Source organism: Myxococcus dinghuensis (genome assembly GCF_024198235.1).
GTDB classification, from domain to species: domain Bacteria; phylum Myxococcota; class Myxococcia; order Myxococcales; family Myxococcaceae; genus Myxococcus; species Myxococcus dinghuensis.
In genome coordinates, this window is the sequence record NZ_JAKCFB010000067.1 from 1 (window position 1) to 24,897 (window position 24,897).

21 protein-coding genes and 1 pseudogene are annotated in these 24,897 nt (G+C 71.0%); 13 read left to right on the top strand and 9 right to left on the bottom strand.

Features of this window, described 5'->3' with window-relative positions:
* A partial coding sequence (locus LZ198_RS40750; protein ID WP_253977581.1) for an HTH domain-containing protein occupies positions 1-1,798 on the bottom strand: 1,798 nt, incomplete at its 3' end.
* 98 nt (positions 1,799-1,896) lie between these two features.
* Here LZ198_RS40750 and LZ198_RS40755 point away from each other — a divergent pair.
* The gene (locus LZ198_RS40755) at positions 1,897-4,095 is read left to right on the top strand and encodes an outer membrane protein assembly factor BamB family protein (RefSeq protein WP_253977582.1); all 2,199 of its coding nucleotides are present in this window, start codon (positions 1,897-1,899) and stop codon (positions 4,093-4,095) included.
* A gap of 45 nt (positions 4,096-4,140) precedes the next feature.
* Here the strand turns inward: LZ198_RS40755 and LZ198_RS40760 are convergent, their stop codons facing one another.
* Complete coding sequence (locus LZ198_RS40760) at positions 4,141-5,055, bottom strand: hypothetical protein (RefSeq protein WP_253977583.1); 915 nt, start codon at positions 5,053-5,055, stop codon at positions 4,141-4,143.
* A gap of 51 nt (positions 5,056-5,106) precedes the next feature.
* Here LZ198_RS40760 and LZ198_RS40765 point away from each other — a divergent pair, with 51 nt between their 5' ends.
* A complete protein-coding gene (locus tag LZ198_RS40765; RefSeq protein WP_253977584.1) occupies positions 5,107-6,138 on the top strand; it encodes a homoserine O-acetyltransferase family protein in 1,032 nt (343 codons plus the stop codon).
* Between the two features lie 12 nt (positions 6,139-6,150).
* Here LZ198_RS40765 and udk read toward each other — a convergent pair whose 3' ends face one another.
* A complete protein-coding gene (udk, locus tag LZ198_RS40770; protein WP_253977585.1) occupies positions 6,151-6,789 on the bottom strand; it encodes a uridine kinase in 639 nt (212 codons plus the stop codon).
* 11 nt (positions 6,790-6,800) lie between these two features.
* Positions 6,801-8,498, bottom strand: coding sequence for a DUF692 domain-containing protein (locus LZ198_RS40775; protein WP_253977586.1), 1,698 nt, complete (start codon positions 8,496-8,498; stop codon positions 6,801-6,803).
* A 592-nt stretch (positions 8,499-9,090) separates the two neighbouring features.
* Here LZ198_RS40775 and LZ198_RS40780 point away from each other — a divergent pair.
* The 4 genes from LZ198_RS40780 (at position 9,091) to LZ198_RS40795 (ending at position 14,315) form a co-directional block, all read left to right on the top strand.
* A complete protein-coding gene (locus tag LZ198_RS40780; protein ID WP_253977587.1) occupies positions 9,091-10,539 on the top strand; it encodes a vWA domain-containing protein in 1,449 nt (482 codons plus the stop codon).
* Positions 10,540-10,677: 138 nt separating this feature from the next.
* A complete protein-coding gene (locus tag LZ198_RS40785; protein ID WP_253977588.1) occupies positions 10,678-11,493 on the top strand; it encodes a GNAT family N-acetyltransferase in 816 nt (271 codons plus the stop codon).
* 125 nt (positions 11,494-11,618) lie between these two features.
* Positions 11,619-13,244 (top strand): M57 family metalloprotease, encoded by a 1,626-nt coding sequence (locus tag LZ198_RS40790; RefSeq protein ID WP_253977589.1) that lies wholly within the window; start codon positions 11,619-11,621, stop codon positions 13,242-13,244.
* A 243-nt stretch (positions 13,245-13,487) separates the two neighbouring features.
* Positions 13,488-14,315, top strand: a complete 828-nt coding sequence (locus LZ198_RS40795) for a hypothetical protein (RefSeq protein ID WP_253977590.1) — start codon at positions 13,488-13,490, stop codon at positions 14,313-14,315.
* A gap of 100 nt (positions 14,316-14,415) precedes the next feature.
* On the opposite strand, the gene LZ198_RS40800 is transcribed toward LZ198_RS40795, so the two are convergent.
* Entirely contained in the window at positions 14,416-14,652 is a 237-nt protein-coding gene (locus LZ198_RS40800; RefSeq protein ID WP_253977591.1) for a hypothetical protein, read from the bottom strand.
* A gap of 252 nt (positions 14,653-14,904) precedes the next feature.
* Between LZ198_RS40800 and LZ198_RS40805 the strand changes: the two genes are divergently transcribed.
* The 6 genes and pseudogenes from LZ198_RS40805 (at position 14,905) to LZ198_RS40825 (ending at position 18,577) form a co-directional block, all read left to right on the top strand.
* Positions 14,905-15,312 (top strand): hypothetical protein, encoded by a 408-nt coding sequence (locus tag LZ198_RS40805; protein WP_253977592.1) that lies wholly within the window; start codon positions 14,905-14,907, stop codon positions 15,310-15,312.
* Between the two features lie 21 nt (positions 15,313-15,333).
* Positions 15,334-15,726, top strand: coding sequence for a hypothetical protein (locus LZ198_RS40810; protein ID WP_253977593.1), 393 nt, complete (start codon positions 15,334-15,336; stop codon positions 15,724-15,726).
* A gap of 140 nt (positions 15,727-15,866) precedes the next feature.
* Positions 15,867-16,016: a hypothetical protein gene (locus LZ198_RS40815; protein ID WP_253977594.1), complete on the top strand. Its 150-nt coding sequence runs from the start codon at positions 15,867-15,869 to the stop codon at positions 16,014-16,016.
* A gap of 316 nt (positions 16,017-16,332) precedes the next feature.
* A pseudogene (locus LZ198_RS43760) lies at positions 16,333-16,551 on the top strand (response regulator); the annotation flags it as partial.
* Positions 16,552-16,695: 144 nt separating this feature from the next.
* Complete coding sequence (locus LZ198_RS43765) at positions 16,696-16,962, top strand: winged helix-turn-helix domain-containing protein (RefSeq protein WP_407667511.1); 267 nt, start codon at positions 16,696-16,698, stop codon at positions 16,960-16,962.
* Positions 16,931-18,577 carry a sensor histidine kinase gene (locus tag LZ198_RS40825; protein WP_323383412.1) on the top strand — a complete coding sequence of 549 codons (1,647 nt, stop codon included), beginning with the start codon at positions 16,931-16,933 and terminating at the stop codon, positions 18,575-18,577. Before LZ198_RS43765 ends, LZ198_RS40825 begins: the two co-directional genes overlap by 32 nt.
* Here the strand turns inward: LZ198_RS40825 and LZ198_RS40830 are convergent.
* The 3 genes from LZ198_RS40830 to LZ198_RS40840 form a co-directional block, all read right to left on the bottom strand.
* Positions 18,565-19,743, bottom strand: a complete 1,179-nt coding sequence (locus tag LZ198_RS40830) for a hypothetical protein (RefSeq protein ID WP_253977597.1) — start codon at positions 19,741-19,743, stop codon at positions 18,565-18,567. The two genes, LZ198_RS40825 and LZ198_RS40830, sit on opposite strands and share 13 nt — an antisense overlap.
* Positions 19,744-19,750: 7 nt before the next feature.
* On the bottom strand, positions 19,751-21,067 hold the full coding sequence (locus LZ198_RS40835; protein WP_253977598.1) for a hypothetical protein: 1,317 nt from the start codon (positions 21,065-21,067) through the stop codon (positions 19,751-19,753).
* A 94-nt stretch (positions 21,068-21,161) separates the two neighbouring features.
* Positions 21,162-22,949 (bottom strand): choice-of-anchor X domain-containing protein, encoded by a 1,788-nt coding sequence (locus LZ198_RS40840; RefSeq protein WP_253977599.1) that lies wholly within the window; start codon positions 22,947-22,949, stop codon positions 21,162-21,164.
* 213 nt (positions 22,950-23,162) lie between these two features.
* Between LZ198_RS40840 and LZ198_RS40845 the strand changes: the two genes are divergently transcribed.
* Positions 23,163-23,831 carry a hypothetical protein gene (locus LZ198_RS40845; RefSeq protein ID WP_253977600.1) on the top strand — a complete coding sequence of 223 codons (669 nt, stop codon included), beginning with the start codon at positions 23,163-23,165 and terminating at the stop codon, positions 23,829-23,831.
* 27 nt (positions 23,832-23,858) lie between these two features.
* Here the strand turns inward: LZ198_RS40845 and LZ198_RS40850 are convergent, their stop codons facing one another.
* On the bottom strand, positions 23,859-24,866 hold the full coding sequence (locus LZ198_RS40850) for a cysteine synthase A (RefSeq protein ID WP_253977601.1): 1,008 nt from the start codon (positions 24,864-24,866) through the stop codon (positions 23,859-23,861).
* Positions 24,867-24,897 lie beyond the last annotated feature (31 nt).

Genomic DNA, 24,897 nt, shown 5'->3' on the forward strand with positions numbered 1-24,897 from the left:
TCGCCTCGCCCGGAGCCACCGCGCCGGCGGCGCCCGCTTCACCCGCGGCAGCGGCGCCCGGGGTCGCGCCCTCGGCGGCGCGGTTGCCACGCCCGCGGCGCCCACGACGGCGACGGCGGCGACGCTTGCGCTCACCCGCGGCACCCTCGGCCCCGCCGTTCTCGGAGGCACCCTCGCCCTTCGCGCCGACGAACGCGCTCGCGGCCTCCAGGTCGTCGTCGTCACCCTCGTCGTCGCCGTCCTCGCCCTCCTCGTCCTCGGCGCCCGAGGACTGCGTCGGCGCGACGGGCGCCAGCGGCGTGACCTCTCGCGCCTCGGCGGCGGACTCCCCCGGGGCGGCGGACTCGACGGAGACCTCCGTCTCCTCGGTCGCGCGGCTCTCACGCTCCCGGTCGCGGCGGCGCTTCTCGCGCGGCGGACGCTCGCCCGAGGCGGCGACCGTGTCGGACGGCTCCTCCTCACGGGACTGCTTCTCGCGCTGGCGCTCCTCGCGGCGCTTCTGGGCCTCCTCGGCGTCCAGCTTCGCGGCCTCGAAGAAGCGCTCGTCGAGTTCGTACAGCTCCACCTGGGTGACGGTGACGGCGGTCTTCGCCTCCAGGAACTTCTCGCCCAGCGCGTCACCGCACCACAGCATCACCAGCGAGCCGCTGGCCTGCGCCTCGGTGCGCGCGTCGCCGCGCACGTCGCCCGCGCTGACCAGCAGGCCCACCTGCGCCGAGTAGTGACCCAGGTCGCGCCGCAGCTCCTGCACGGACTTGCGGTCGATGGCCGGCGAGCCCTTCAGCATGCGCACCGCGTAGCGCAGCTCCACGCTGCCCTCGCGCTTGCGCGCGGTGAGCAGGGGGCCTTCCTTGGAGCGCTTGGCCACCTTCAGCTCGCGGAAGCCCAGGGCGTGCATCATCTTCACCACGGACTTCTCGAACGTGCCCACGTCCGCGTCGCCCAGGCGCTTGCGCAGCCCTCGCGCCACCGCGCGGCGCGCGTCCTTGAGCGACGTGCGCAGCGTGGTGAGCAGCGCGGCGTCCACCACCGGCTCGCCCGCGGCGGCCGTGGCCGCGCGCGACAGCACCGGACGACCGGCCTCGAGCGGAATCCCCAGCGCCTGCGCGAACGCGGCCTGCAGCTCCAGCGATGGGGCCTCGCTCGGCGAGCCCGCGCGCTCCAGCGTCACCTCGCCGGTGTCCTTGTTGAACGCGTACTGCGGGCGACGACCCGCGTCGATGCGACGCTGGTTGTCCTCGAGGAGCGCGGTGAGCACCGCCTCCACCGTACAGTCCTCGGCGCACAGCTCCTTGCCCCGGGCGCGCTCGATGATGAGCTCCGTGCGCAGCCCGCCGTCGGCGTCGCTGAGGATCTCGAACACCACCTCCGGCAGCGGCGGGAAGCGCTTGCGCTTCCCACCCCGCTCCTCGTCCTCGTCCCGGCGACGCTTGCGCTCACTGCCGCGCCCCGCGGCCCGCACGTTGTCGGTGCGCGGCTCCGGGTGGCGCTCCGCGGGCCGCATCGGCGGAAGGTCTTCTTCCGGATGCGGCTCGATGACGCCAGTCTGAGCCAGGGCCTCCAGGTCCTCGGGAATCGACCAATCCACCAGCGCGAAGGTGTCCTTCGCCGTCACGACGACCTTGCGATCCCGCGTGCGACGCGCCATGGCAGCCAGGCGCGAGAGCATCGTCACCTCGGGCGTCTTGCCGACGTGGGAGAGCAGGTTCTGCTGGATGGACTTCTCGGTGATTTCAAGGAAATGGAGGGGACGACCTTCGCTCTCCAGGATTCGGAGCGCGGCCTCGTAGAATGTCATCGAGTATTCCCCAAGAATTCCGAACGGTTACAAAAATGTAGGTCCGTATGGGCGGCGGATGCTAGCCATCGCTAAACTGGCTTGTCAACGAACGGAAGATGACCCGCATACGCATCGGACAGCGCTGGAAACGCGAACCCTCGGCCTCCCCGCTGGATTCCATCGCACTGGAACTGGACGGCGTGGACCTGCTGTCCGGAGCGGTGGAGGAGTCCTTAGCAGAAGTGGTGCCCGCTTTGGTGCGCGCCGTGGTGGCTTTGCGCGGAGGGGGCCACCGGATGGCCCAGGTCTCCCTGGCGGAGGCCCACCTGGAGCTGGTCCTCCGGCGGGTGGGAGGCGAGGTGGAGCTGCTGGTGGCGAGCCTGGCCCGCCCTGCCCGGTTGATGCGCCCCCCCATCCGGGTGGACGCCGAGGAGCTGACCCAGGCCATCCGCACCGCGGGTGAACGGTTCCTGGCGGACGTCACCCGGGTGGCCCCCAAGTCCGTCGCCGCGCCGCTCGCCCAGGCGCTCGGTGAGCCCCTCAAGCAGTTGGGCCGGCCGGCGCGCCCTCCGGAAGAGGAGCCGGCGAAGCCGTCCACCCGACGCCTGGAGCCCCCGGAAGCCCCCGGCTTCGGCTTCGAGCTGCGCGACGTGGGCCCCCGCCCCTCCCGGGAGGGAGGCAAGCGCGGGACATCCGGCACCCTGGCGCCGCTGCTGGGGGCGGGCGAGGTGTGGCTGGCCCTCCCGGGTCGCCCCGAGGCCTGGAAGATCCCCGGCCCCCCCTTCCTCACCACCCTGGAGCTGTCCCGCCTCGCGGTGGAGCTGGTGCGGGCGGTGGAGCTGGGCGAGGCCCGGTTCGAGCTGGCCCCGTTCGGGGCCCGCCCGACGCTGCTGCTCGACCTGAAGGCGGGCAAGGCGCGACTGGGCCGCACGGGCGCGCCCTTCGCGCTGGACGCGAGCGCGCTGGCAGCGGCCCTCTTCCACCTGGGCGAGGCGCTGGCCGCCGCGTTCTCCGAGGACGGCCGCGCCCAGGTCAACAACCCCTACCTCGCGGAGCTGGCGGACCGGTGCCGCGAGGGCCTGTCCCACCTGCGAGGCCCCGTGGAGCCTCCAGAGGTCGAGGGCGCCGCGCGCAACCGCCGCACGCGGACGGAGGCCGGCGCGTCGAAGCCGCTCAAGGTGCCGGGGCGGCTGCGCCGGCTCCGGTTCGACCGGCTGTGGGAGCAGCGCGGACTGGAGGATTCGGAGGAGTCGCGCCTGCTGCTGGGGCGCCACGGGCCGGTGTGCTGCGCACCGCAGGCCGCGGTGGCGTTCTCCCGCAAGGACGGCACGCGGCTGTGGAAGCGCGCCGCGCCCCTGGGCGTGGCGGCGGCGGCGGATGGCCACGCGGTGGCGGCGGACCTGTCGCGGGTGTACGGCTTCACCGGCCGGGGCGCGGGCGCGCGCTGGCTGCACGACCATGACGGCATCCCCCTGGGGCCGCTGCTGCTGCGCAAGGACGGCCTGCTGCTCACCCTGTCCGAGGACCGCACCGTCGTCGCCTTCGCGGAGGCCACCGGGCGCGAGGTGTGGCGGCTCGCCCCGCCGCGCACGCAGCGCAGCTGGCTGACGACGCAGGGCCACCGCGCGCTGGTGACGACGGACTCCGGCTACGTGTACGGGCTCGACCTGGAGGACGGACAGGTCCGCTACCGCATGAGGGCCCCCCTCCCCTTCCATGGCGCGCCCATCCCCTGGGGCCGGCGCTTCCTCGCGCTGCTCGGGCGGGGCTCGCACTGGGCCCTGCTGCTGGCCGACGCACACACCGGCGACGCCGTCTGGACGCACGAGCCGGACATCACCCATCCGTCCGCGCCGCTGCCGGTGGGCTCGCGGGTGTTCATCGCGGGCGAGCGGGAGCGCGAGGGCGTGCTGCTGTGTCTCGACGGAAAGGGTCAGCGGCTCTGGGAGCGACCGCTGCACCTGGGGCCAGGGCCCTACGCGCTGTCGCCCCTTCCCAGGGCGGTGGTCGTCACCAGCGCCTCCGGCGCCGCCGCGCGCGTCGCCGCCTCCGGCACGGTGGACTGGCGCATCGGCGTGGCGGGCGAGCCGCTCATCGGCGCGCTGCCGGCGCGCACGGCGCGGGGCGTGACGCTGCTGCCGGGCGAGCGCGTGCGCGCGGTGGACCCGCGCGGAGGCCAGGTGCTGGCCGAGGTCCGCGCGGGCGCGGGGCTCGTCGCGCTCCAGGCGGACGTGAAGCTCAACCTCTACTTCCTGGACGACACCGGCACGCTGTCCGCGTACCGGCTGGGCTCCCACTTCACCGTCGTGGAGTGACGCGCCCGGGCCTCCGGGTCCGAGCGCGCATCCCCGACCCCGGCGTCACTCCGCGGACGCCTTCTTGGCCGGGTCGATCTCCTCCTCCGGACGCTCCTCCTGCGTGGCGCCTTCCCACGTCTCGCCCGCGCCCAGCTTCCACTCGGAGGGCACGTCCAGCTTCCACACATAGTGGGCCGCGGCGTCACCGCCGGAGGTCGCGCGCGAGGAGACGTTGATGGTCATCTCCAGCTTCGCCACCTCGCTGGGCATCATGTCCAGGTCGTAGTGGCCCAGCACCATCTGCGGCGGGAACTCCGCGATGAAGCGCTCCGGATGGTCGATCTTCATCGACGGGTCGGCGCCGCGCATCTCACCGAGCAGCTTGCCCTTCGCGTCGGTCAGCTTCCACACCGTGTCGAAGGAGGCGCTGGTCATCATCTTCCGGACCTTGCCCTCGTCCTTCAGGTAGCGCTGCGCGCCCCACAGCACCAACTGCAGTCGCACCTGCGGCTTGCCCATCACCATGACGACGTCCGACGTCACCACGTCCAGGCGCATGCCCTTGTCCGTCGCCGTCCACACCGGGCGGTAACGGCCCTCGCGCATGCTGTCGAACAGCTTGCGGGTGTACTCGTAGAACGCCTTGCGGTCCCCGGCGCGCTCGTCCTTGCCGCTGTCCGCGCGCTTCTCCAGCTCCGCGAGGTAGCCGTCGAAGTTCTTGTTGCCATTGAACGTCTTCAGGTGGTCGTCCACCTGCTCGAAGTAGTTCTTGAAGAACGACTTGAGCTCGTCCCGGTAGGTGGCCTCGTCCGGGTTCGCGCGCATCCAACCGACACGCTCCAGGTACTCCGCGTGGATGCGCTGGATGTCCGCCTCACGCTGCGCCTCGCGGGTGCGAGCGCTCGCGCTGCGGTAGCTCATGATGGCGCCCAGCAGGACCCCTGCGACGAGGACGATGACTCCGAAGTAGCGCTTCAAGCGGCAGGCTCCTGTGCTGTGAGGCAGGCAGTGATATGAGAATTCCCCAACGTGATCCAGGCCACCGGCATCCACCTGTTCACCGCACTGCTCCCCTTGGAAGAGGGCGAGCTGCTGCGCAATCCCCAGGTGGCCTGGGAGACGTATGGAGAACCGTGCGATGGCAAAGCGGTGGTGCTGCTGCACGACCTCTCCCATTCGCACCGCGCGCTCGGGCCCGCGGAGGACTCCGCGTATCAACCATCGGGGTGGGCGCGCGCGCTGGTGGGCCCCGGGCTCGCCATCGACCCGGGCGTGACGCCCGTGGTGTCGGTGGGCCTGCTCGGCAGCCCATTCGGGAACACGTGCGCGGCGACGTCGGATCCGGAGACGGGTGAGCGGCTCGGCCCCAACCTGCCGCCACTCACCGTGCTGGACATGGCGCGCGGCGTGTCCGCGCTCTTGCGCTCGCGCGGGCTGACCCACGTCCGGGCGCTGGTGGGCGTGGGCCTGGGCGCGCACGTCGCGCTGCGGTTGGCGGCGCTGTTCCCGGACCTGTCGGACGCGGTGGTGGCCATCGGCGCGGCGCGGGCGCTCCCCGAAGGCGTGCGCGAGCGGCTGGGCCTGGCGTGGCAGCTCCTGCGCGCGGACCCCGACTTCCGGGAAGGACTGTACGAGCAGGAGAGCGCGCCCCGCCGGACGATGCGGCGGCTGCGGTTGGACTTCCAGCGGCTGCTGTACGGTCGCGAGTACCTGGCCCGGCTGTACCCGGAGGGCGACGCGGCGGGGAGACTGGAGGCGGAAGCGGAGGCGTTCGCGGAGACGTTCGACGCGGCCTCGTGGGCGATGCTGTGCTCGGCCTACGCGGGCAGCGACGTGGCGGATGCCTTCCCACGCATCCGCGCGCGCGTGCTGCTGGTGGCGGGAGCCTCCGACGCGCTGGCGCCGGTGAGCCGCGTGCGCGACACGTATCACCTGCTGAGCGCCGCGGGGGTGAGCGCCCGGCTGCTGGAACTGCCGGGGCCCGGCGACCATGCCGCGCTGCTCACCGACACCAAACAACTGCACGCGCCGCTGGGAGACTTCCTGCGGCGCGTGGGTTGAAGAGCCCCCGCCCTACTCGCGGGGCTGCGGCGCGGAGAGCTTCCCGCGCAGGGCGCCCACCAGCATGCTGATGGCGATCTCGTTGTTGCCGCCGTGCGGGATGATGATGTCCGCGAAGTGCTTGGACGGCTCCACGAAGCCCATGTGCATGGGGCGCACCTGGCGCAGGTACTGGCTGACGACGTGGTCGAAGTCGCGGCCGCGGTCCTTGATGTCCCGGGTGAGGCGCCGGAGGATTCGCAGGTCGTCGTCCGCGTCGACGTAGATCTTCACGTCCATCTCGTCGCGCACCTCCTTCATGTGCAGGACGAGGATGCCCTCGATGAGGATGATGTCGCCGGGGTCCACGCCCATGGTGCGCGGCTGGCGGGCCGAGGCGACGTAGTCGTAGACGGGCTTCTGGATGGCCCGCCCGGCCTTCAACTCCCGCAGGTGCTTGACCAGCAACTCCGTGTCGAAAGCATCCGGATGATCGAAGTTCACCTCCCGGCGATCCGCCAACGGAAGGTCCTTCAGGTCCCGGTAGTACGAGTCCTGATCGATGAAGGCCACGCGGCAGTCGGCAAGCGCCTCGCGAACCTTGCGAGCCACGGTGGTCTTGCCCGACGCGGTGCCACCCGCGATGCCAATAACCAGGGGGGACGACGTCATTTCGGCGCGACCTACCCTACCGGACGGGCAGGCGCAAGGGTTCGGTCTGCCCCAGGCGCATCTCCCCGGCGGATCAGCCCGCGCCCCAGCCCCTCCGCCAGCACCTCCGGAGGGACCTCCCCCACCCCCTGGGGCTGGGAGGCCAGCACCTTGAGCAGGGCCATCAGCGCCCGCGTCCCCGTCACCACCTCGTGCCCCGAGGCCTTGCGCCGCACGGCGAACGTCCAGGGGCCCGGCCCGAAGCGCCGCGCCGCCTGGCCGAGCGCCTCCAACCCCGACAGCTCCAGCGCCCCGCTCGCCCACGCACGGCCGGTGAGGTGCCGCCTCACGGCGCGCGCGGCGAAGACCAGCTCGGTCAGGTTGGCCGGGAGGATGCCAGGGCGCACGTCCTCCATCAGCCCCACCTGCCCCGGTCCCGGCGCCGGCGCCGGGCGCATGAACGCGGTGGGGGCCATCATCTCCAACGAGAGCACCGCGGAGGCCCCCTCGTCGGGCTGCTCGCGGAGCCGGCGCATGGCCCACGAGGAGAAGGCCCGCGTGGGGGTCCCCCCCAACCCCGAGAAGAGGTTCCGGTACTCGCGGGACGCCGTGAAGGCGAGCAACTGCTCGCGAGTGCCCGCCAGCAACAGGCGCGACAGTGGCCAGTCCCGGTCGAGCATCTCGGCGATGACGGCCAGGCGGAAGTCCTGGTCGGCGAGCGTGCCCTCCGCGTCCTCGACGGAGTCCACGGGCGCAACGCCATGCCCCGCGTCGAAGAGCGCCCACGGGCGGCCCTCCCCCGTGAGCGCGGCGGGCGCCACCAGCTCGGGCGGACGCAGCGCGAGCGCGGGCCGCGACTTCCGGGGCACGAGCGTGCGCAGCCGGCGCAAGGACAGCTCCGCCACCTCGGGCGGGTGGCCGTCTCCCTCGAACGTCACCGCGCGCAGCGAGGGGCACCGCGGCAGCAGCGACTCCAGGAGCTGGAACAGCTCCTCGCGCACGGGCTGGGTGTGGTCATCGACGTAGAAGGTGCGGCCACCACGGCGCGTCACCACGCCTCCGGCGATGTGGATCTCCACCACCTTCTCCAACGGGAACCCGTCGAGGCCGGCCTCGAGCGGCAGGCCCGCGGAGAGCTGATGGCTGAAGAGGTGCCCCAGGTCCAACAGCAGCGGCAGTCCGGTCCTCGCGTGCAGGCGCGCCAGGAAGTCCAGCGCGTGCCACTCGCCCCGGCGCGCGAGCACCGCGGGGTTCTCCAGGACGAGCGGCACGGACAGGTGGGCCTGCACGTGCAGCGCGTGCGCGACACATTCCGCGAGGCCCGCCTCGTTGAAGGGCGGCGTGAAGTAGAGGTAGCCAGGAAACGGCTGCCCCTCGGCATGCCACCACCCGACGTCGTTGCCCACCCACGGGCTGCCCACCTCGCGCGCGTGGGCATCCAGGGCGGCGAGCGCGGAGACGGGCTCCAGCTCCGGCCCCCACAGGTTCAGGTGCACGGGGTGGAACAGCACCGGCACCTCCTCGCGCCGACGCCACATCTCCGGGAACAGCGAGGCGTGCGCGCGAGCCTCCTCCAGGGACAGCGGCGCGCTGTACTCGACGAAATCGAACAGCCCTGGTGAGGCATCCAGCAGCCGGTATGGATGCGGCACGTCCGCCGCGCTCAGGTTGCTGCTCAGCCCCAGGCCCCGCCAGGGCAGTGTCCATGCATCACTCACGGCCTGCGTCATGCCGTGACCCTAGACGTCCTCCCCTCGCCCCGCCATGCGGGAGTGCGCACCACCAACGGATGGGTCGACCCACCGGCCGCCGCGCGGTCAGGCCCCCGAAGTCACCTCACCCCGGGCGTCCGAGCGGCGCCAAGACGACTCGCCCGCACCCGCGCGAAACCTCCGGAACCTCGGGAACCCGCCACGCGGAGCCGCTGTCAGGGGGAGCGGCGAATCCAGAACAGGGAGAATCGTGATGAGGCGGAACCCCATTGCCGTCGCGGGACTCGTATGTGCATCGCTCGCCTTCTCGGGCCTGGGTGGCTGCGGTTCACGAGGCGAGGAGGCACCAACGAGGTCCCCAGCGGCCACCACGCCGCAAGCCGCCCATCACCGGGCCGCGAACGAAATGGCAGGGGCGGCCCCCGTCGAGGGGGCACCCGCCACGAAGACACCTGAACCCGTGGAGGCTGCGACACTCCCGAACGCCCCAGCCCCCGCGCCGATGGAGCGCCTGTCGCATCGAGTGAGTGACCTCAAGGGCCCAGCGCCCAGCGGCAACAAGGGAATCGGAATGCGGGGCTACGGAGCGGGAGGCGGTGGGATCGGCGCCATGGCGGGAAAGAGCGGCCGGGGCGTGTTCGGTAGCGGGGGGGCCATCGCCGACTCCAACGGGGACCTGAGCGCGTCCAGCGCACGGCGCGTGTCCTCCGACACGGTGAACCCTTTCACGACGACCGCCGAGGACGCCCTGTCCACGTTCGCCATCGACGTGGACACCGCGTCGTACACACTCACCCGACGCAGCCTCCTCGAGGGCGCCCTGCCCTCGCGCGAGGTCGTCCGCGTGGAGGAGATGGTCAACTACTTCCGCTACACCTATCCGGAGCCAGCGCCAGGCAGCGGCCCGTTCGCCGTACACCTGGATGCGGCGCCCTCTCCCTTCACGCCCGGTCGGCATTTTCTGCGCGTGGGACTCCAGGGTCGCCGGTTGACCCTCACCGAGCGCAAGCCCGCGCACCTCACGTTCCTCGTCGACGTCTCCGGGTCCATGCAGTCGCCGGACCGCCTCCCGCTCGCGAAGCGCGCGCTGCGGATGCTCGTCGACAACCTCCGTGACGGAGACACGGTGGCGCTCGTCACCTACGCGGGCGACGTGCGCCGGGTGTTGGGCCCCACCGGCATGGAGGCCAAGGCGCGAATCCACGCCGCCATCGAGGACCTCTCCGCGGGCGGCTCCACGGCGATGGGCTCCGGCATCGAGATGGCCTACCGCGAGGCGATGAAGACGCTCGATGGCGCGTCCGTGTCGCGCGTCATCATCCTCTCGGACGGTGACGCCAACGTGGGCACGACCTCCCACGAGGAGCTCCTGAAGACCATCCGCGGCCACGTGAAGGAAGGCATCACCGTCACCACGGTGGGCTTCGGACTGGGCAACTACCGGGACGAGCGCATGGAGCAGCTCGCGGACAAGGGCAATGGCAACCACTACTACGTGGACTCGCTCCTCGCCGCGAAGCGCATCTTCCAGGAGCAGCTCGGAGGGACGCTGGAGGTCATCGCGAAGGACGTGAAGCTCCAGGTGGACTTCGACCCCGCGCAGGTGGCTCGCTATCGGTTGATCGGCTACGAGAACAGGACCATCGCGGACCGGGACTTCCGCGACGACAAGGTGGACGCGGGAGAGCTGGGCTCCGGCCACACCGTCACCGCGCTGTACGAGCTGGAGCTGAAGCCCGGCGCGGGAGAGGGACTCGCCACCGTCCGCGTGCGCGCGAAGGCGCCTCGGGGCGAGAAGGCCACCGAGTCCGCGCATCCGTTCCACGCCGCATCCCTGGCGACGTCCTTCGAGACCGCGAGCAGCGACCTGCGCTTCGCCACCGCGGTCATGGGCGCGGCGGAGCTGCTGCGGCGCAGCCCTCACGCGGACCGATGGAGCATCGACACGCTCCAGGACATCGCGCGCGGCGCCACGCCCGAGGGCAACGCCGAACGAGCCGAGTTCCTCGCGCTCCTGGAGAAGGCCCGTCCCCTGCTGCGAGCCGTGGCCGCGCGCTGAGGCGTCCGGCCGCGACGGCAGGCAGGCGTCATGTGTCGCCTGGTGCATGGGCCGACGCCATCACGCACCTGGGGTGGAGGGCGGACGCGGCACGATGGGATACACTGCGGGGTTCCCCCTTTCACCAGGAGCCCCGCCATGCACACCGCGACCCGAGCCGAGATCGACGAGTCCCATGCGCAATTCCGAGGCGCCTGGAGACAGCTCGCACTGGGCTCCCTCGCCGGAGAGGTCGTCGAGCGCCCCGAGGTCTTCATCGCCGCGAGCCACATCCCGTGGGCGCTGATGAACGCCGCCTTCCTCCGCGCCGCCGCGGACACCGAGCAGGCGCTCGCGGCCGCCGTCGCTTCCGCCGCCCGCTACTTCGCCACCGGCAAGCATCCGTGGACGTTCATCATGTCCGACGACTGGATGGCCCCTGCGGTCCAGGAGCGCGCCGAGTCCATCCTCGCCTGGTACCGGCTGAAGCCGCTGACCGTCGTCACGGGCATGGTGGCCGACGACCTCCGCGAGCCCGTGCGCCCCCTGCCCGCGCTCGACATCCGCCCCGTCAAGGACGCCTGGGGACGGCAGGCGGTGGCGGACATCAACGCCATCTCCTACGACATGCCCCGCGAGCTCGGTCGCAAGGCCTTCGACGTCGAATCGATGTTCCACGACGACTCGCGCGGCTTCGTGGCCTGCCAGGGTGACGCGCCGGCCAGCAGCACCGTGGTGATGCGGGTGGACGGCATCGCCTACATCGCGCTCGTCGCCACCGCGCCGGAGCACCGCAAGGCGAGCGTGGCGGAGACCGTGATGCGGCGCGCGCTCGCCGAGGCCCGCGACGTCTGGGGCATCCAGCGCACCGTCCTGCATGCCACCCAGGCGGGGGAGCCCGTCTACCGGCGCATGGGCTACCGCCCCGTCACCCGCTTCCGCGTGTTCTCCGCGCCTGCCCCTGGCAGCGCCTGATTCGCGAATTCCCGGAGAAGAAATCGCGCGAGGCCCGTTCTCGGGTCGCGGCGCCCATGGAAGGCACCGCGACACCACATCACCGACGTCGAGGCCCCGGCCTCGACGCAGGGGGAGAGCCTCGCATGAAGCCCACGATTGACCTCCGACGCCCGTCGTGGCGGACGGCAACGTTCGCCACCGCGCTGGGAATGCTGCTCGGCGCCTGCGGCCCGGAGTCGATGGACCCGGCCCAGGACGACCTCACCAACACCGATGAGGCCACCCACGCCGCCTTCGACGCCTGGCGGCAGCAGCACGTCGTCCCCACGGAGGACGGACAGTTCCGGGTCGAGGGCGACATGCGCATGCCCGACCTGGAGGCCGTCCGCGCCTACTGGACGCGCCTCAACGACAACCCCAACGGCCTCTCCGTGTACCGCGACAACGGCGTCGATGCCGCGTGGAACCGGACGGACCGCTGGAACATCAGCTACTGCATCCGCCCCGCCGACTTCGGCGCCGACTACGCCCGCCTCGTCGAGTTCATGCACCGCGCCGCGTCGGGCTGGGAGGGCGCCGCCAACGTGCGCTTCGTGCACGTCGTCACGCAGGACGGCGTCAACTGCAACCGGAACAACAACACCGTCAAGTACAACGTCGAGCGCAACCTCGCCTTCACCGGTCTCCAGGCCGGCATGGGCTTCCCGACGTTCACCCGCCCCACCCGCTTCCTCGAGCTGGGCCCCACCAACACCTGGACCGACGCCCAGCTGCTCGCGGTGTTGACGCACGAGTTCGGCCACGCGATGGGCTTCCTCCACGAGCACGACACGGCCGCCGGCTGTGGCATGGTCACCACCGGCACCTATCGCCCGCTGACCTGTTACGACGGACGCGGCGCGATGCACTACCCCTCCAAGCCCGGCTGGCTGGACCCCGCGCGCACGCTGAACTTCATCTCCCAACGTGACGTCGAGGGCGCCCAGTCGCTCTACGAAGCCCCCACCAACGCGCTGAGCACGGCGAACGGAGTCGTGTACGCGCGCAAGCGCTCCACCGGAGACATCTACCGCCGCGACGCCGCCGGGTGGACCGTCGTGGGTGGCCCGGGCCAGGCCTTCGTCGCCGTGGGCAACACGCTCTACGGACAGATTCCCGGCGGCGGCGCGCCCGTGCAGTACCTCGGCACCGGTTGGGTCACCATCGGTGGTGGGGGCGCGGTCGCGCAGATCCTCCCCTGCGCGGGCACCCTCTGCTCCACCAACGCGGCCACCGGCAACATCTCCCGCTACAACACCGCGACCGGCACCTGGACGCTCATCGGCGGTCCGGGCTCCCGCTTCGCCGCCACCACCACGCAGGTGTTCGGCCTGGGCTCGTGGCAGGACGACTACGTCGCGCTCTGGAGCGGCGTGGGCACCGGGTGGAGCACCCTGGGAGGAACGGGCAGCGAGCTCGTCGGCGGCGGCAACAGCATGTACCGGCTCGACAACACGAAGAACGCCATCCAGCGCTACGACGGCGGCATCACCTGGACGACCATCGGCGGCTCGGGCCGCGGCTTCGTCGCCGTGGGCAACGACGTGTACGGCCTGCGCCCGGATGGCTCGCTCATCATGAAGTTCGGCGGCGCCTCGTGGACCTCCATCCACGGCGCGGCCACGAAGATCTTCAGCTCGAACGGCTACCTGCTCGCGACGGACCTCAACGACAACGTCGAGCGCTACGACCCCGCGACCAACACGTGGACGAACCTCGGTAAGCCCTGACCCACCGCCTCACGCGGCACACGCGCCTTCGCCCGACCGCGTCATCCCGGGCGAAGGCGTTTCCATGCGGCCAGCACTTTCCCGCACGACTCGAAAGACAGGTCGTGGCGCGTCCGCGTTTCCGCGAACCGACTTGCGGCGGACCTCACCCCTGGTCGACGTGGCGGGTGTCTGTGGCAGACTCCGGGAACGACGGGGTGCTCATCGGCTCCATGAGACGACACGGCACAGGGGACATGGCAGATGGCGACGTGGAATGACCTCATCCTGGCAACGCCGCGACAGATCGCCGGCAAGCTCCAGGACGAAGGCGCGACCACGTTCCTGGAGACCTTCCTGCGCACCGAGGGAGAGCAGGTCGTCCTGCTGGGACACCTCCACCGGGGACCGCACCTGCTGCGCGAGGGGGCCTTCAACGACGGTCGCGTGCACCTGGAGGCGGCCACCCGCCCCTACTGCGCGCGCGACGAGCGGATGGACCTGGTCCGCTCCGCCAGCCATTGCTTCACCGAGGCGCTGCGCACCGAGCGCGACGCCGCGCGCCTGTCATTGATTTCGCTCCACCTGGGCATCTGCGGCCTGCTGCTCGGCGGCCCCAAGGACGCGCGGGAGTGGACGAGCATCGCGCACCAGACGGCGGTCGAGGCCCTCAAGGGCATCCTCTCCCAGGCATTGGCCGAACAGGCCCCCACGCGCAATCGCTATCTGGGCGGCGTGCTCAACTTCATCATCTTCTTCACCAGCTCGGCCACGCTCGGCGCGGGCTATCTCGCCTGGGATCGGCTCCTGAGCAAGCGCACCGACAAGGTCCTGCGCCGGGCGCTCGCGCGCATGGAGCCTTTGGCGCGCTACATCGAGACGGTGCGGGAGATCCGCCTGCGCCTGGGAGAGCCGGCCTCCGTCGTCCCCCGGTACGAGGTGACGCCCACCCTGGACGCGCGCGAGAGCCTCTCCCAGCTCAGCATCCGCACGCTCCTGGGTGACGACGACGACGCGCTGGACTTCAACGGCCGCGAGACGCGCCGGGCGTCCCGCCGCGGGCCCGCGCGAGACACCTCCTACAATCACTGACGCGCCACGTCTCCAGGCCCCACGACAGCCCGTCCCGGCCAGACGCCGGAACGGGCCGCGCGAGGCTTGCGCCAGGTCTCGTCGACACGGCGCGGACCGCTCAAGGGCAGTACTGCGCCCGGCAGGCCGTGTACGCCTGCGAGCAGAGGACCTTCTGCGGATACGTCTCCGCGGTCGAATAACACTCGCTGCGCTCGGCGATGCACGACTGACAGTCCGTCGCGGCCTGCGTCACCGTGCCGTCCTCGGTGGGGAGCGGCTCCGCCGCGTCCAGCTCGCTCCCGCCGCATCCCGTCAACAGCGCCGCCGCCAGCAATCCTCTCAGAATGTTGCGCATGTACGCTCCTGCAACCGGGTTGTCGATGCCCCACGTCGCGTGGGCCCGCCAGGATACAATGCCTGACGCATACATGCCAGACCTGTATATTTACACTTCCGCGACAGACCCACTTGTCTTCGCAATCCGTATCGCAGAAGGATGAGCCCGCCTTCCAGGAGGCTGGCCGTTGGCAGCCATTGAAGTTCCCGCGAGAGCCGAAGCGAACTCACCTGCAACGAAGGCTCAACCCGAAGCAAGCGAGGCAACGCGATGAAGCAACAACTGAGCGCCTGGATGTCCCTCGTCATGTTGGCGCTGTGGGGCTGTGGAGGAACGACGCCAGGCAGTGAGGCCGGAGAAGCGCTGGGCCAGGAGGAGAGCGCGCTCGTCTCGTGTTCGACGAGCTGTCCCTCCGGTTCGAACCTCTCGTGTTGGGGTTCGACCTGCTCCGCGGTGGATGGTTCGTACGTGCAATGCGATGGCGCCTACCAGTATTGCCAGGTGACGCCTCCGCTCGATTGCAGCAATCCGAGCCAGTCGTGCGTGAACGTCCTGGGCACGTCGTGCAGCCCCTACGGCTCCCAGCGAAAGTGCTGCCTGGACGGGCTGCCCACCGGGAGCTGCACCTGCACCACCCAATACGGCTGGATGTGCACCGTCCCGCCGCAAGACCCCTGAATCCCCCGAGGAGAACCCACCATGAGACTGTCCCTGAAGCCGCTGCTGGCCCTGGCCACGCTGACCTTGCTGGCTTGTGGCGGAACCGAAGCCCCCACCACCGAGGACGCGCTCGTGCAGGACGAGCACGCGCTCGTCACCTGTTCGGCGACCTGTGCGAACGGAGGCCCCCTCTCCTGTACGGGCAACAGTTGCTCCGCCCTCAACAACTCCCACGTGGTGTGCGACGGCCAGTACACCTACTGCCCACCCCCACCCACGACCTCGAACTGCGCGTTGCTCGGCAACTTCTGCGAGAACCTCAACGGCAGCAGCTGCTCACCGGTGAACTCCTCCCGCGACTGCTGCATCGACGGGACCCCGGATGGGAACTGCATCTGCCGCCCCAACGGCCGGTGGCTCTGCACGCTCTGACCCCACCCGGACCCACACCTCCGGGCAGGAGACATCAGAACCCCGCGCCACCACAGGCCCCATAACGGGAACAGGCCTGATTTCAGGATTAACCTGTCACGTGCGTCAGACCCCTCCTCCATTCTTCGTGGAGGAGGCAGATGGTGACGACTCAGACGTTGTTGGTATTCGTGCCGGTGGTGCTCGCGCTCGTCGCGGCGGCGACCATCCGGCGCCCGCGTCGGCGGACGCGGCGAATCAAGGTTCGTGAAGGGTACCCGCCGGTGCCCCCTTCCCCGTTCGCCGGCTGAGCCGGGGCGCACCGTGCGCCCCGGCTCACCTGGCGCGAGCCCCCTCCCCCGAGGCAGCTCGCCCTCCGTCAGACACAGAAGTCGTGGATGCGGCGGTGGTTTCGCTCGAACCCCGCCCAGCCATGCTGGGTTATCGTCCACCCGATCCCCCAGTTGCGTTGCGCGCCGACAAAATCTACGACTGGGACCCCAAGTCCCTGCCCCGCGCTGACGGGGCGACACTCCGCGTCCCGCCTTCGAGCATCCCTTGGCCGAGCGTCCCACCGTCCTGGTCGTCGATGATGATCCGCACCTGCGCGACATCGTCCGCTTCGCGTTGGAGCAGGGAGGCTTCCGCGTGGAGGAGGCCTCGGATGGTCAGGCCGCGCTGGCCCAGGTGCCGCGGGTGCGCCCGTCCCTCATCGTGCTGGACATCATGATGCCGGAGATGGACGGGCTCGCCGTGTGCCGCGAGGTCCGCCGCGCACACGAGGTCCCCATCGTCTTCCTGTCGTCGCGAGATGACGAGGTGGACCGCATCCTCGGGCTGGAGATGGGCGGCGATGACTACCTCACCAAGCCCTTCAGCCCTCGCGAGCTGGTGGCCCGGGTGAAGGCCGTGCTGCGCCGGGCCCGCCCCGCGCCCGCTCCCGAACAGGCCCCGGCCCCCACGCGCCCGCTGTCGCGCGGGCCGCTGCGCATGGACGAGGAGCGCTGGAAGGCCTGGTGGGGCGAACGCGAGGTGGTGCTCACCGTGACGGAGTTCCACCTGCTCGCGGCGCTGCTGCGCGTGCCCGGCAAGGTCTTCACCCGCGACGAGGTGATGACGCGCGTCTACGACGACGGCGTGGTGAGCGACCGGACCATCGACAGCCATGTCCGCCGCGTGCGCCAGAAGTTCGCGGTGGCGGGCGGCGAAGTCATCGAGACGGTGCATGGGCTCGGCTATCGGCTCGCCATCCCCTAGCCCCCGCACACGCCCCCGGCTGTGGATGGTCTTCGCCGTCGTGGGCCTGGCGGGCTTCGTCCTCACGCTCGGGGGACTGGCCTTCGTGCGGGTCTACGACGACCAGCTCATCCGGCAGACGGAGATGGAGCTCATCACCCAGGGCTCCGTGGTGGTGGAGGTCCACCGCGCGCTCCTGGAGGAGTACGTGGGCCCGCGCGACTACGGCCGCCCCCGCACGGCGAAGTGGCCCTTCCCCATCCCGGACGACCAGCGCCTGCGCCCCATCCTCCCCTCGCTCAAGGCCTCGGACACGCCCCTGCCACCGGACGAGCGGCCTCCGCGCTCGCGCGTCCCCGGAGAGGCCGTCGCGGTGGACGCCGGGCGCAGGCTGTCCGCCCTGTTGGAGCGCGTGCGCGCCGCCACCCTCGCGGGCATCCGCGTGGTGGACGCGCAAGGCGTGGTGGTGGCGAGCAGCGGCCCGGAGCTGATCGGCACGACGCTCGCGGACCGCCCCGAAATCCAGCGCGCCCTCAGGGGCGAACCGGCCAGCGTGCTGCGCCGCCGCCACGCGGAGGCGGAGGACACGCCCCTGGCCTCGCTCAGCCGGGACACGGGCATCCGCGTCTCGGTGGCCCTGCCCGTGCTCGCGGGCGAGCGGGTCTGGGGCGCCGTGCTGCTGACACGCACGCCCATGACGTTCGCCAAGGCCGTGTACGCGGACCGCTGGAACCTGGGCGCCACGGGCCTGGTGTTGCTCGGCGCCGTCGCGGGGATGTCGGTGGCCGCCGCCGCGCTCCTGGGCCGTCCCGTGCGCGCGCTGGTGCGCCAGACGCGCGCCATCGCCACCAGCGCCCCGGAGGGCTTCGAGCCCGTGGCCCGCCCCGTCGTCGCGGAGCTGGCCGAGTTGTCGGAGGCGCTGGCCGGCATGGCCACCGCGCTGCGGGACCGGAACCATTACATCCGCTCCTTCGCCGCCAACGTGTCCCATGAATTCAAGACACCGCTCGCCTCCATCCAGGGCGCGGTGGAGCTGCTGCGCGACAGCGCGGACGCGATGACACCGGAGCAGCGCGCCCGCTTCCTCGCCAACGTCGACGCGGATGCCCGGCGGCTCACGCGGCTGGTGCAGCGGCTGCTGGAGCTGGCCCGGGCGGACTCGATGACGGCCACGCCCGCCCGGGTGGAGCTCGGGCCCCTGCTCACCTCGCTCGCGGCGCGCGCCCGCGAGGAGGGGCTGGCCCGGGTCGACGTGGCGCCCGTGCCCCCGGGAATGGAGATTGCCCTGCCGGCGGAGGTCCTGGACGACGTGCTCTGGCAGCTCGTCGCCAACGCCCGCCAGCACGGCGGCGACCCGGTGAAGGTGTCGCTCGCGGTGGAGACGCCGGAGCCCGGCTTGCTGCGCGTGGTGGTGCGCGACGACGGGCGCGGCATCTCCGAGGCCAACCGCGCCCGCATCTTCGATGCCTTCTTCACCACCGCCCGCGAGAGGGGCGGCACGGGACTGGGCCTCACCATCGCCCAGTCCATGCTGCGCGCCTTCGGGGCGGCGTTGGAGCTGCTCCCCGCCCGGGCCGACGTCCCCGGCGCCGCCTTCGCCGTGGCCGTGGCCTCGACACCGGCTCAACGGAAGTAGCTGTTGGAGATGTCCACCGAATAGCCCAGCTCCAACGTGGGCGACGAAGCGGCCACCAGGTACTGGCGGAACCGCAGCACCTTGCCCGGCAGCGCGGCGGCCTCGGGCGGCAGCGCGTCCGCGGTCTCCACCTGCTCCAGGCTCCCTCCCTCGCGGCGGTAGTTGAACACCGCGGGGAAGTGCGCGCGGGCACGCAGCTCGGCCACCGGCCACGACACGCGTGGCAGCGCCAGCTTCAACCGCCCGGAGAGATGGAACACCCCCAGCTCCCGCGTGAGCACCACCTCCAGCGTCCCCCCCGTCTCGCCCAGCCGCGCCGGCGCGACCTTCAGCTTCACCACGCCCTCCTCCGCCTCCACCGGGACGGGGACCGCGTTGAGCGTGACGCGCTCGAGCACGTGCCCCTCGGGCAGCGTCAACTCCAGGGGCTGCTCCCGGTCCAGGTTCAGCGTGTAGCCGACGCGCAACGTCGCGCGGCCCTCCAGCGTCGACACCCAGGTGGCGGAGGCCTCGGCGATGCGGGGCTCCAGCGGCGGGCGGACCTGGGCCTTCTCGGCCCGTGCCACGGGCGCCGCCGCGCGCCAGCCCAGCCGCAGCGCGCCCTGCGCCGGATAGACGGTGTAGCCCTCGCCCGCGTTCGCCGGCAGGGGCTCCATCAGCGTGAAGACGGACGTGTCCGCCTCCAGCACCAGCGGCACCGGCGCGGCGTGGGCACCGAAGCGCAGCTGCGCGCGCCGCTCCCCCCCGGCGCCAGCGGAGCGGACGGCGAGCCCCACATCCAGCGTGTACCGCCCGGCCTTGCGCGTGACGAGGCACAGGTGTCCGTCGACGACGCCCACCGTGGCCCCCTCCACCTCGGGCAACTCCGTGGGGTAGGTGTCCGCGTCGAGCTGGAGCAGGCGCACCTGCGTCCAACGTCCGTCCCCGAGCACCTCCACCTCGAAGTGTGCCACCACCAGGAGGGCGTCGGCGGTGAGGCGGCCCGACAGCTCGCTCTTCACGACCGCATCCATGGGTGGTGGCGCGGGCGGCGACTCGCGCTGGGAATAGAGCGGGATGAGCTGCTCCAACGGCACGGTGGCGGTGCCGGAGGGCTTCGAGACGCCCTGGGCGAGGACGTCCTGGGTGGACAACAACAGACCGAAGAGGATGGGCAGGGTGCGCATGGGAGTCTCAGCTCGCTTCCGGATGGGGCGCGAGGACGGACGGGGGCTCCGCGCGAGGCGGCTGCCCGGGCTGGGAGAGGTCGGAGAGGAAGGCGCGCACGCCGGCGCGCGTGGAGAGCACCATCAGCCCCAGCAACGCGGCGAGGAGCTCCAGCGTGTAGATGAGGCCGGTGTAGCCGTCGAGGATGACCGCGGCGGTGGGCACCAGCAGCGTCGCGCCCCAGAGGCCCACGAGCACCGCGGGCTTCTCCTGGGGGAAGAGCCACCGGGCATACGCCACCACCGCCGCCCCCAGGCCCACCGCGCTCACCGCGTAGGCGACGTAGAAGTTCATGAAGGCCGCCAGGTACGCGAGCAGCACGAAGAAGAAGCCGTAGACGGCCGCGACCAGGTAGGCCTCGTGCAGCGCCAGGTGCCGCTTGTGTCGCAGCCCGAGCGCGGCCAGCAGCGCGACCAGCCCGAGGAACGGCACCCACGCGCGGCGGGCCATGGTCGACACCATCGAGTCGAAGGTCTTCTCCGACGGGAGGATGACGCCCAGGTTGACGCCCGACTCCAGCGACTGGAAGGCCCAGTCCAAGGAGACGGTGTCCCCCGACTGCTGCACCGACGACGCGGACAACACGCCGGCGGGGTAGTCGTAGTTGTCGCCGCCCTCCACCGCGAAGTGGAGCCGCACGTCGCGCGCGGACAGGGCCGGGTCCAGCTTGTACACGAACGAGTCGAGCCCCCGGGCGCGATAGCGGATGGTGAACCGCGCGGTGGCGCCCTTGGCGATGCGGCCCGTCCAGACCAGCCGGTTGCCGGACTCGCCCAGGTCCAGGCTCGCCTCCTGGCCGTCGACGAGGAACTTCAGCTCCGACAGCAGCACCTGGGACTTGTCCATCTCCATGGGGAAGATGAACGCCACGTCGATGTCATGTCCCTCGCGGTTGACGACGGCGTACTCCGCGCCGAGGTTGAAGTCGAAGCCGGAGAAGTAGCGCAGGCCCCGCTTGCGGTAGTTCATCTTCGCCAGCACCTCGACGTGCTGCCGGTCGAAGGCCAGGGGCTTGAGCTCCGTGAAGAGGGTGCCGCTGTGCACGTAGCGCAGCGACGGCGCGGGCTGCACCACGGGCGCGCCCCAGCGCTCCTCCACCCCCGCCGCCAGCTCCGAGTTGGCGAAGTCGGTGCGGTCCGCCACCTGGCCGGCGATGACCGCCGTGGCGAAGACGACGATGAGGACACTGCCGAAGACGTGGTGGGCGACCAGCCACCGCAGGCCCTTGCGCAGGGGGCCGTCGGACGTCCGGGGCGGACGCGGCGCGGAAGACGAGAGGTTCATGGACACAGGATGGCCACCCGGTGTGCAACCCGGATGACCACCCCGTGCGCTTCATGAGGAAAGATTGTGCGGATTTCGTGCAACGCCACTCACATCAGTGGACCGCCAGCAGCCGCACGTCGAACGCGCGCGTGAGGCACGACTGGTTCGCCACCGAGTCCAGGTGCTGGGCGCGGTCGCGAATCTCGAAGAACTGCCGGACGGCGCCGGAGACGGGGTCCGCGACGTTGAACGGCGTCAGCGGGTTGCTCATGCCCGTGGCGAGGAAGGGCGACAGCGCGCCCGTCTCGCTGATGTGCGTGAAGTCCGGGGTGCTCGTCTCGCGCGCGTGGCAGCCGTTGCAGGTGTTGAGCGAGAACTTGTGGCGCGCGGTGTTGTTGAGGATGCCCGTCGCCCGCCAGAAGGTGCTCGAGGGCAGCGGGATGCGGGGGTTGGCGCCGAGGAAGTTCGAGGACAGGAAGGTGGCCGGCACCGAGTAGGTGTTGGCGAGGATGGCCGCCTCGTTGGTGTTCACGAAGTCGCGGAAGATGGGCTGGTTGTTGCGCGTGTCCCCCGGCGTCAGCACCGTCTCCGTCTCCGTCAGGAAGGCGGGGCCGGGGTTCAGGTGGAACTCACGCAGCTCCCACGGGGAGCCGAGCATGAAGTCGTTGGTGCGGATCTGGTTGATGGCGTTGCCGTTGGGCTTGGCCGGGGCCGCGCCCGCGACCACGACCTGCTCCGTGAGCGCCTCCAGCGCCGCGTTGTAGGCCGGGCTGCCGAGCACCATCGACGGGCTCGACAACCCCATCCAGCCCTGCGCCCACGTGCGCACCGCCGAGCAGCTCGTCTTGGGGACCTCGTACTCGAAGATGGTCAACAGCTCGCGCACGACGCAGCCCGCGCTGCGGTCCACCGCCGCGAACACGAAGCGCAGCTCGCCGCCGCCGCTGGAGCCGCCGTAGCCCCCCGTCCCCGCGCCCTTGCCCAGGTCCAGGCGGTTGACGATGGCCACCAGCTTGAAGCCCGACTTCGTCATGTCCAGCTGGCCGCCCACCTTCGGCCACGGGGTGAGGATGCGCGTGTTCACGGAGGTGCGCGCCGGCACCGTCCAGCCGTTGATGATCTGCGCGGTGCTCCACTTGTTCAGCCACTGCTGCGTGAGGTTCGCGGGCGTGGTGAACGTGCTCGCCATCTCCGTCATCAGGTGGTTGAACGTCCAGACGCCGCTCGGGTTGCCCGTGTTGGTGCACGGGTCATACGTGCGCGTCGGGTCGTTGATGACGTTGGGGTGGGTGATGATGAGCGACTTGTTCGGCGTCACGTCGGAGAGCAGGCCCACCGGCGTCAGCGGGATGGTCCCGCCCGGCTTGAAGATGTCCGGCGACAGGGCGACGACCTTGCGCTCCTCCACCACCTCGCGGTTGTTGAAGACGGCGAAGGTGAGCGGCTCGTTGGGCTGGCGATCCTGCGCCTTGGTGATGCGGTCCTGCGTCTTCAGGTGGTTGGCCAGGTCGACCACGGTGATGGCGGAGAAGACGCCGTCACCGGCCTTCTCGTCACCCTCCGTGCCGTCGTCGCGCAGGACGATGGGCTTGTCCTCGTCCGAAACGGCGGGGACCTCCTTGAACAGCTTCTCCTGCCCCTGCGCGAGCCGAGCCCGCACCAGGCTCTTGGTCTGCGAGCCGATGGTGTCTTCGAGCGGAATCACGTCCAGCGACTGGACGATGGGCACCGGCTTGTCCGCCGGCACGGGCTCGTTCGCCGCGTTCTGGGCCTGCGCCTCGAGCGGCGCGCCGGACTCCTGCGCCTCGCCGCCACCACAACCAACGCACAGCGTTGCTGCGAGCACGCCCGACCACGCCCACTTCAGGCCAGGGGCCTTCCTCGGGAACCACTGCGTCATGGATGCATCCTCCAGGGGTGAACGACGGCTCCCCCCCGTGCACCCCCCAGGCCAGCCACCGGTCCCCGAAGGCCCGCCCGCCACCACCCGTCCCTCGTGGCGTGGCGGGCTACAGACACAGCTCGGTTGTAACTTGCCGCGTTACAAGCCCTTGCATCCCCTGGGTTTGACGCGAAGTTGTGCCCTTTCCTCAAACCAGTTCAAATCCCGCAAATGGAGAGAGTCGAGGAGATCTACCAGGGCTTCGTGGTCGATCATCAGCTCGAGCGGGCGGGACTCTTCGCGGCCCTTCGCGAGCGCTTCGCGGCGCTGGAGACGGTGCTGTACCCCGGCTGCTTCGTGCACCTGACGCCCTCCTTCTTCTTCCAGCATGTGGTGTACGTGGACCGCAACGACCTGGCGCGGGGCTTCTTCGGCAACAAGGAGGGCGTGATGCGGAAGGTCCGCTCGCGCCAGGAGTATCCCGAGCCGCCGAACGTGCGCTTCATCGGGCAGGACTACCTGCAGCCGCTCCCGGTGCTCGAGGAGAGCTTCGACCTGCTCCTGGCGCTCTATGCGGGCGGCATCTCCCGTGCGTGTGGGAAGTACCTGCGGGTGGGCGGCCTGCTGGTGACGAACGACCACCACGGCGACGCCACGGAGGCCGCGGCCGAGGAGAACCTGGCCCTGGTCGCGGTGATGCGCGAGCAGCGCGGCAGCTACGTCGTCGACGACCAGGACCTGGACAAGTACCTCGTGCCCAAGGCCCCGGACCGGCTGCCTCGCGGACGCCCCCTGCCCGCGCGCCCGGAGCTCGCCCGCACCGCCGACTACTACGTGTTCCGCAAGACGCGCCCGGCCCTCACCTCCCTGGAGCCCGGGCGCTTCTCCCCGCCGCACTGAGCGGGGAAGTTCCCGCGGGGGCCGGGGTCAGCGGACCGGGAGCCCGTCCACCGGCAGGGGCCGCACCTGGAGCTGCTTGGACGCGAGGAAGTCCGCGTTGAAGACCTTGGAGGCGTAGCGGCTTCCGTGGTCGCACAGCAGCGTGACGATGCGCAGCCCCTTGCCGGCGTGCTGGCGCGCCAGCTCGTAGGCGGCGCGGACGTTGAGGGCCGCGGAGGTGCCCACCACGAGCGCGTCCTCGCGGGCCAGGTGGTAGAGCATCTCCACCATCTCCTGGTCCCCCAGGCGCATGGCGTCGTCCACGCGCGACGCGAGGAAGTTCGCGGTCAGCCGCATGATGCCGATGCCCTCGGTGATGGAGGAGCCCGGGCCCTCCAGCCGCCCCTCCTTCACCTGCGTGTAGAGGCCGGAGCCCGGCGGGTCCACCAGCACGACGCGCACGTCCGGGTTGCGCTCCTTCAGGTAGCGACTCACGCCGGACATCGTCCCGCCGCTGCCCACGGAGACGACGACCACGTCCACCCGGCCCTCGCACTGCGCCCAGATTTCGGGGCCCGTCGTCTCGTAGTGGAAGTCGCCGTTGGCCGTGTTCTCGAACTGGTTGGCCCAGAACCAGCCGTGCTGTTCGGACAACTGGCGCGCCTGGTGGAAGAAGTGGCCCGGGTTGGCGAAGGGCACCGCGGGGACCTTGCGGACCTCCACGCCCATGGCCTCCAGGTACTCGTACTTCTCGCGCGCCTGGTTGTCCGGCATGGTCACCACCACGCGGTAGCCGCGCTCGCGGCCCAGCAGGCCCAGCCCGATGCCGGTGTTGCCCGCCGTCCCCTCGACGATGGTGCCGCCGGGCTTGAGCAGGCCTTGCTCCTCCGCGCGGCGGATGATGCCCTTGGCGGCGCGGTCCTTGATGCTGCCGCCGGGATTCATGAACTCGGCCTTGCCCAGGATTTCACAGCCGGTCAGCCGGCTGAGCGAGCCGATGCGCAGCAGCGGGGTGTTCCCCACCGCGTCCCAGAGCGAGCCGATGCGTGGCGCCATGTGCGTGTCCGTCCCTCGTCGAGTCCGTCCC